The organism is Oerskovia rustica (assembly GCF_014836555.1).
In the GTDB taxonomy this organism is placed as follows: Bacteria; Actinomycetota; Actinomycetes; order Actinomycetales; family Cellulomonadaceae; genus Oerskovia; species Oerskovia rustica.
In genome coordinates, this window is sequence record NZ_JACSQQ010000062.1 from 1 (window position 1) to 7,542 (window position 7,542).

Below are 7,542 nucleotides of genomic sequence, written 5' to 3' on the forward strand. Positions count from 1 at the left end.
GGGGCCTCGGGCACGTCGGTGCTGCACGCAGCGGTGAACAGCAGTGCCGCGGTCGCGGCCCCTGCCAAGAGAACTCGAGAGCGTCGCATGTTCCTTCTCCTGATTTTCGGAAGACTTCGTTGTCCTGCCGACGCAACGGGTGCGACGGCCTGTCGGGGACGGATCTGTGTGGCGTTCCGGGTGGTGACCGGAGGACTAGGGCGCTGCTGGCTGGGGCTCCTTGGGGACGGTGGGTTCGGGGACCCCTGCCGGGGGGCTCGGTACGGCCTTGGACCGGCGCGGCATCGCGGCGTAGGCCACCGCGGCGATGATGATCACGCCCTGGACCGCGGGACGGATCGTGGACGGCAGGCTGAGCTGGTTGAACAGGGTGAACAGGGCTTCGAGCGTCAGCGCGCCGGCCATGGCCGCGACCACCGAGCCCCGGCCGCCACCCAGGACGACGCCGCCCAGGACGACCGCCGTGATCGCCATGAACTCCAGGCCCTCGCCCACCTGGGCCGTCACGCCGGCGTAGCCGCCGATGAGGATGCCCGCGACCGTGGCCATGAAGCCGGAGAACAGGAAGGCCCGCGTGCGCACCCACCAGACCGAGGCGCCCGAGAACGCCGCGGCCACGTCGTTGTCGCCGGTCGCGACGAGCGTGCGGCCGAACGGGCGCCGCATCAGGATCACCGCGATCACCCCGAGCACGACCGTGATGAGCACGGCGAACGGGACCTGGAACTGCCCCGGGGTGTCCGGCAGGCCGCCGCGACCCCACTGACGGAAGCCGTCCGTGAGCGAACCCGTGGGCGCCCCGCCGGTCCACAGGCGGATCGCGCCGTAGAGCACGAGCATCATGCCGAGCGTCGTGATGAACGACGGGACCTTCAGGAGCGTGACGATCAGGCCGTTGACGAGCCCGACCGCCAGGCCGAACAGGACCATGAGGCCGATCACGGGCCAGGTCATGGAGTCCTCACCGTCGATGAGCTTGGCCGCGATGACGACCTGAGCGCCCACGAGCGAGCCGACCGAGAGGTCGAACTCCCCCGACACGATGACGAAGTACTGCCCGATCGCCAGGACGATCAGCGGCGACGCCTTCTTGAGGAAGGCCATGATCGACATGGGCTCGCCGAACGAGGGGTTCATCACGAGGATCGCGACGAACACCACGATCAGCAGGGCGTAGACCGTCCAGGTGCTGCCCGACGTGACGCGCTGGACCCAGCGGGAGAATCCGTTCCCGGTGGTGGCCTGCGGGCCCCCCGGGGTGGTCGGGCTGGTCGTGGGAGTGCTCGCGCTCATCGGGTGGCCTCCTTGCCGGTCGTGGCGGACGGGTTCTCGGGGCCCGCGGCGGAACCTGGCCCTGCCGGGCCGGTGCGGTCCGGCGAGCTCGCCCCGCCCGGTCCGCCTCGGGAGCCGGGTCGGACGGACTGCGCCAGGGCCTTGAACCTCGCTCGGCTGCTCGCGGGGTCGATCTGGCGGCGGGCGTACATGGCGACCGCGGCGATGATGATCGCACCGCGCAGGACGTCCTTGAAGAACGGGCTGACGTCGAGCACGTTGAACACGGTGTCGAGCGAGGCGAGGATCAGGACGCCGGCGATGGTGCCGAGGATCGAGCCGCGCCCTCCCATGAGCAGGGTCCCGCCGAGCACCACGGCCGCGATCGAGTTGAGGTCGTAGCCGTACGTGTAGACCAGGGCGTTGCCCGTGCCGAAACGTGCCGCGATGAGGAGGCCGGCGATGCCCGCGCACAGCGAGCACAGGACGTGGGCCAGGACGATCGACCGGTCCGTGCGGATCCCCGAGAGACGGGCGACGTCGATGTTCCCGCCGACCGCGAACATGTGATAGCCCGGACGGGTGCGGGTCAGGAGCACGACGCCGAGCACCATGACCACCGCGAGCACGATGACCGAGACCGGCACCGGACCGATGCGCGTGTACCCGAAGCCCTGGAAGGCCTTGGGGACCTCGCCCGACGGGCCCTTGAACTGCGTGTCGAGGTAGCCCTTGATGATGAGGCCGACACCGAGCGTCGCGATGAACGAGTTCACGCGGAGCTTCGAGATGACGAGCCCGTTGACCAGCCCGACGCCCGCGGCGACCGCGAGCGCCGCGACCACGCCGAGCCAGATGCGCGACGGGTCACCGGCCATGGTCGTGGCGGCCACCAGCGAGGACCAGGCCACGACGTACCCGACCGACAGGTCGAGCGACTTGCACAGGATGACGAACGTCTGGCCGATCGCGACGAAGCCCAGCAGGCTCGTCTGGGACAGCAGGTAGAACAGGTTCCCCTGGCTGAAGAAGCTGCCGCCCTGCGCGGCGACGAGCCCGGCCGAGACGACCAGGATGCCGACGAGCGCGAGGTAGACGATCCCCGTCGAGCCGAGCCGGCGCCGTCGGGGACCGGAGGTCGTGCTCCCCGCCCGGGGCGAAGCGGTGCTCACCGCGGTGCTCATTTCTCCTCCTGGAGGGTGTCGCTGTGCGCGGGACGGGCTGTCCGGACGCTGGACCCGACGGGGACGTCGAGCGCGGAGAGGTCGACCTCGACGTGCTCCGACGTGTCTCCGGCCCCGGTCGCGAGCGCCATGATGGTCTCCTCGTCGCTGCCCGCGGGGAGCTCGCCGGCGACCCGGCCGTCGCGCATCACGAGGATGCGGTCGGCCATCGCGACGACCTCGGGGAGCTCGGACGAGATGAGCAGGATCGCGACGCCGCGCGCCGTCAGGGTGCGCATGAGGTCGTAGACCGCGCGCTTGGCGCCGACGTCGATGCCACGCGTGGGTTCGTCGAGGACGATGACCGACGGGTCCGTCACGAGCCACTTGGCCAGGACGACCTTCTGCTGGTTCCCGCCCGAGAGGTACTGGACCTCGGCGTCCTTGGAGCGCGAGACGAGGTCGAGCGACGACAGGATGCCGGGGATCGCCTTGGCGCGGCGGTCGGAGGAACCGGGGGTCACGGCATCGAGCACGAGCCGTGCGTTCGCGGAGATCGACTGCTCGAGCGCGAGTCCCTCGGCCTTGCGGTCCTCGGTCACGAGCGCGAGCCCGAGCCGGACGGCCTCGCGTGCCGAGCCCACCGTGACGGGCTTGCCGTCGAGCAGGACCGTGCCCCGGGTGAACGGCGCGACGCCGAACACGCCGTGCGCGATCTCGGTACGACCGCTGCCCTGGAGTCCCGCGAGGGCCACGATCTCCCCCGCGCGGACCTCGAGGTCGATCCCGTCGACCTGGGTGTTGCCCGCACCGTCGAGCGCGAGCTTGACGGCGCCGGGCACCGTGCCCGGGTCCTTGTCCGGGTAGTAGCCCGCGAACTCGCGACCCACCATGGTCCGTACGAGCTGGTCCGGGGTGATGTCGGCCGTCGCGGTCGTCAGGACGAAGTCGCCGTCCTTGAGGACCGTGATGGTGTCGCAGAGGTCGAAGATCTCCTTGAGGCGGTGCGAGACGTAGAGGATCGCGACGCCTCGGGAGCGCAGCTGCTGGACGAGCGCGTAGAGCAGCTCGACCTCCTGGTCGGCGAGCGCGGCGGTGGGCTCGTCCATCGAGATGATGCGGGCGTCGTAGGAGACGGCCTTGACGATCTCGACGATCTGCTGTTCGGCCACGGAGAGCGAACCGACCCGCATCCACGACGCGAGGCCGTGCAGACCGAGGTCGGCGAGCAGCTCGTCCGTGTCGCGGGCCATGCGACCGGCGTCCACGAGCCCGAACCGGCGCGGCTCGCGGCCGAGGTACACGTTCTCCGCGACCGTGCGCTCGGGCAGGAGGTTGAACTCCTGGAAGACGGTCGAGACCCCGGCGGCCTGGGCCGCGAGCGGCGACGCGAACGCGACGGGCTTCCCGTCGAGCTCCATGGTGCCCGCGTCGGGCTGGTGGACCCCGGCGATGATCTTCATGAGCGTGGACTTGCCGGCGCCGTTCTCCCCGACGAGCGCGTGGACCTCACCGGGTCGCACGTCGAGGTCGATGCCGCGCAGGACAGAGTTGCCGAAGAAGACCTTGCCGATGCCCCGCAGCTGCAGGAGGGGCGCGGTCACGCCCTCGCCTGCCGTCGGTGCTGTCATGCCTCTACCTCCACCCAGGTGCCGGTGCGTGCGGAACGGGCCACGGCCTCGGCGAGGTGTGCGGCCCGGAGGCCGTCGGCGAACGTGGGCAGGCCGTCGGGCGTGCGCCCGGTGATGGCCGCCGCGGTGTCGCCGACGAGCGCGTCGAAGCAGTCCTGGTATCCCTGCGGGTGTCCTGCGGGGAGCCGGGAGTAGCGGGCAGCCTCGGGCGTGAGGGCCTCGGGGTTGCGGATGAGCAGGCGGCTCGTGTCGCGGCGGCCCTCCCAGAGGGTCTCTGGCCCCTCCTGGTCGAACGCGAGCGTCGACTCGGAGCCCGAGATCTCGAGGAAGAGCCGGTTCTTGCGGCCTGCCGAGACCTGGCTGATGACCGCCGAGCCGAGCGCTCCGCCGTCGGTCTCGTACTGCAGGGTCACGGCGTCCTCGGTGCGGACCGGCGCGGGGCGCCCGTCGGCGCCCGTGCGCTCGGCGTTGATCGTCGCCGTCTGCGCGACGAGCCGCGCGATGCGCTGGCCCGTCGTGAACTCGAGGAGGTCGCAGAAGTGGGAGCCGATGTCGCCGAACGCGCGGCTCGCGCCGCCGAGGGCGGGGTCGACGCGCCAGTTGTCGTCGCTGGCCCGCAGGAGCCAGTCCTGGAGGTAGGAGCCGTGCACGAGGCTGATGGTGCCGACCGCCCCGCTGCGGACCCGGGCGCGCGCCTCGCGCACCATGGGGTGGAAGCGGTAGGCGAAGGGCACGACGGCGACGCGGCCGTCCGCGGCGGCGGCCTCCTCGGCGAGACCGGCGAGCGCGATCGCGCCCCCGAGGTCCATCGCGAGGGGCTTCTCGCACACCACGTGCTTGCCCGCGGCCAGCGCCGCCGTGGCGAGCGGGACGTGCAGGAAGTTGGGGGTGCAGATGTGCACCACGTCGATGTCCGGGTCGTCGATGAGCTCCTGCGACGTGGCCGCGTACCCCAGTGCCCCGAGGTCGGCGGCGGCCTCGCGCGCCCCCGGCGCGTCGATGCCGGCGACGGAGACGAGGTCTCCCCCGGCCGTGCGGATCGCACGGGCGTGGACCTCGCCGATGAAGCCGGTGCCGATGATGCCGGCGCGGTAGCCCGCGGCGGGTAGCCGGCTCGGCAGCAGGTCGGTCGCTGGACGTTCGGGGACGGGGGTGGTCGCGGCCCCCACGACGGGGCGGCCGCCCAGGACGGACGGCTCCGTCCTGGTGGCGGGGGCATCGATGGCCCCGAGGTCTCGCGCGACTTCTTCGGCTCGCATGTCCCATACCGTAGGGCGACTTATGACGAGCGTCAAGCAAAAGCCGGATGTTTGATGTCACCGTTCGGTAACTCCATCGGTTAAACAATTACGGAAGCCCGCCGTTCCGCGGGAAACCGTCCCCCGACCGGCGCAGAACCCCGCTCCGCAGGCCGGAAGCGGGCGCCGCGAACGCGCTCCGGGACGACCCCGGCACCCCGGCGCCGGCGCCGCGCCGCACACGCCGAAGGGCGCCCTCCCGGGACGGGAGGACGCCCTCGCGGTGAGCTCGAGGCCTACTCCTTGGTCGAGAACGCCGCGTCGAACGCCGCCTCCGGCGCCTCGAACGCGTACTGCTTCACGAAGGCGAGCGCCTCGGGCGCACCCACGAGGCGGTCCATGCCCGCGTCCTCCCACTCGACCGAGATCGGGCCTTCGTAGCCGATGCTGTTGAGCATCCGGAAGGCGTCCTCCCAGGGCACGTCGCCGTGGCCGGTCGAGATGAAGTCCCAGCCACGACGGGGGTCGGCCCACGCCAGGTGCGACCCCAGCCGCCCGTTACGGCCGTTGTGCATGCGCTTCTTCGTGTCCTTGCAGTCCACGTGGTAGATCCGGTCCTGGAAGTCCCACAGGAAACCGACCGGGTCCAGGTCCTGCCACACCATGTGGCTCGGGTCCCAGTTGAGGCCGAACGCCTTGCGGTGACCGATCGCCTCGAGCGTGCGGACCGTGGTCCAGTAGTCGTACGCGATCTCGCTCGGGTGCACCTCGTGGGCGAAGCGGACCCCGACCTCGTCGAACACGTCGAGGATCGGGTTCCAGCGGTCCGCGAAGTCCTGGTAGCCCGCGTCGATCATGTCCTGCGACGCCGGCGGGAACATCGCGACGTACTTCCAGATCGACGAGCCCGTGAAGCCGACGACCGTCTTGACGCCCAGCTTCGCCGCGAGACGAGCGGTGTTCTTCATCTCCTCGGCCGCGCGCTGACGCACGCCCTCGGGGTCGCCGTCGCCCCACACGCGGTCCGACAGGATGTCACGGTGCCGCTGGTCGATCGGGTCGTCGCACACCGCCTGCCCCTTGAGGTGGTTCGAGATCGCGTAGACCTTCAGGCCGTGCGCCTCGAGCAACGCAAGCTTGCCCGCGACGTACTCCTCGTCGTCCCAGCGCCACGGGTCCAGGTGGTCGCCCCAGCAGGCGATCTCCAGACCGTCGTAGCCCCAGCCCGACGCGAGGCGCACGACCTCCTCGAAGGGCAGGTCGGCCCACTGGCCGGTGAACAGGGTGATGGGTCGTGCCATGTCGATGTCTCCTTCGATCCGACGCCCGTGGTCCGGGAAGTCTCGGTGGTCGTCCTGTGGTCTGGTGGTCTCGATGAAGGGCGCCCTACGGGCGCTACGGGCGCTCAGCGGCCGTCGCGCGGCGACGGAGCACGAGCACGGCGCCCGCTGCGAGGAGCAGGACCGCGCCCCCCACGACGAGCGCCGTCGTCGGGACGCCCGAGCCCTCGTCGCTCGCCGCCGCTGCCGCTGCCGCTGCCGCTGCCGAGGCACCTTCGCCCTCGGCACCGACCTCCGTGTCGCCCTCCGCGGGTGCCGGCGCGGCGGGCGGCGGGACCACGTCGATCTGCGAGGTCGCGGTCGTGGCGACCGGCGTGGTCGTCGTCGCGGTCACGGTCCAGTGGCCGTCGGTCAGCACGTCCGGCGCGGACGTGTACCAGCCGACGCCCTCCGAGGCCGACGAGAGCTGGAGGGGGCCGATCTCCGTCCCGGCGTCGGACACCGCCATGACCATGACGTCGACGATCTCCTCGACCGGGTGCCCGTCCGTCTTGTAGGTCACGTTGACCGAGATGCCGCCGGCGCCGTCGCCGCCGATCGACAGGATGATGTCGCCACCGTGCGCGCTCGCGGGCACCGCGCCGAGCACGGTCGCGAGCAGCGTCCCGAGCAGCAGGGCCATGCCTGCGGCCGCGGCCGCGCGCACGCGCCCGAGGGCGCCGGTCAGGGGGCCGGAGCGGGCGCGAGGGCGCGGGGTGCGCGCCCGGTCGGGACCGGTGTGCCGGTTCGCCTGCTGAGTCATGTCGCTCATCACCTCGTCGTGAAGGAAGGGGTCGTGCGTCGGGCTGTGCGGCCCGGTGGACCGAACGGTACTGCTGGACGTGCGGTGCACGACCGCGCCTCGCGCGGCGGTGCAGCCGGTGGTGCTCGCCCGCGGGACGCATGTCCCGCGGGTGCC

The 7,542-nt window shown here is 71.6% G+C and carries 6 protein-coding genes; all 6 read right to left on the reverse strand.

Annotated elements, in window-relative coordinates; translation table 11 throughout:
• Positions 1–195 precede the first annotated feature (195 nt).
• Entirely contained in the window at positions 196–1,293 is a 1,098-nt protein-coding gene (locus tag H9652_RS19210; protein WP_191798394.1) for an ABC transporter permease, read from the reverse strand.
• Complete coding sequence (locus tag H9652_RS19215) at positions 1,290–2,456, reverse strand: ABC transporter permease (protein ID WP_191798396.1); 1,167 nt, start codon at positions 2,454–2,456, stop codon at positions 1,290–1,292. The genes H9652_RS19210 and H9652_RS19215 overlap by 4 nt, the downstream gene beginning before the upstream one ends.
• Positions 2,453–4,066 (reverse strand): sugar ABC transporter ATP-binding protein, encoded by a 1,614-nt coding sequence (locus H9652_RS19220; protein WP_191798398.1) that lies wholly within the window; start codon positions 4,064–4,066, stop codon positions 2,453–2,455. The genes H9652_RS19215 and H9652_RS19220 overlap by 4 nt, the downstream gene beginning before the upstream one ends.
• The gene (locus tag H9652_RS19225; RefSeq protein WP_191798400.1) at positions 4,063–5,325 is read right to left on the reverse strand and encodes a Gfo/Idh/MocA family protein; all 1,263 of its coding nucleotides are present in this window, start codon (positions 5,323–5,325) and stop codon (positions 4,063–4,065) included. The genes H9652_RS19220 and H9652_RS19225 overlap by 4 nt, the downstream gene beginning before the upstream one ends.
• Before the next feature lie 275 nt (positions 5,326–5,600).
• Positions 5,601–6,605 carry a sugar phosphate isomerase/epimerase family protein gene (locus H9652_RS19230; protein ID WP_191798402.1) on the reverse strand — a complete coding sequence of 335 codons (1,005 nt, stop codon included), beginning with the start codon at positions 6,603–6,605 and terminating at the stop codon, positions 5,601–5,603.
• A 94-nt stretch (positions 6,606–6,699) separates the two neighbouring features.
• Positions 6,700–7,395, reverse strand: a complete 696-nt coding sequence (locus tag H9652_RS19235; RefSeq protein ID WP_191798404.1) for a hypothetical protein — start codon at positions 7,393–7,395, stop codon at positions 6,700–6,702.
• Between the last annotated feature and the right edge of the window lie 147 nt (positions 7,396–7,542).

Coding starts and splice junctions, on each gene's coding strand:
- H9652_RS19210 (WP_191798394.1), bottom strand. CDS start 1,293: ATGAGCGCGAGCACTCCCACGACCAGCCCGACCACCCCGGGGGGCCCG.
- H9652_RS19215 (WP_191798396.1), bottom strand. CDS start 2,456: ATGAGCACCGCGGTGAGCACCGCTTCGCCCCGGGCGGGGAGCACGACC.
- H9652_RS19220 (WP_191798398.1), bottom strand. CDS start 4,066: ATGACAGCACCGACGGCAGGCGAGGGCGTGACCGCGCCCCTCCTGCAG.
- H9652_RS19225 (WP_191798400.1), bottom strand. CDS start 5,325: ATGCGAGCCGAAGAAGTCGCGCGAGACCTCGGGGCCATCGATGCCCCC.
- H9652_RS19230 (WP_191798402.1), bottom strand. CDS start 6,605: ATGGCACGACCCATCACCCTGTTCACCGGCCAGTGGGCCGACCTGCCC.
- H9652_RS19235 (WP_191798404.1), bottom strand. CDS start 7,395: ATGAGCGACATGACTCAGCAGGCGAACCGGCACACCGGTCCCGACCGG.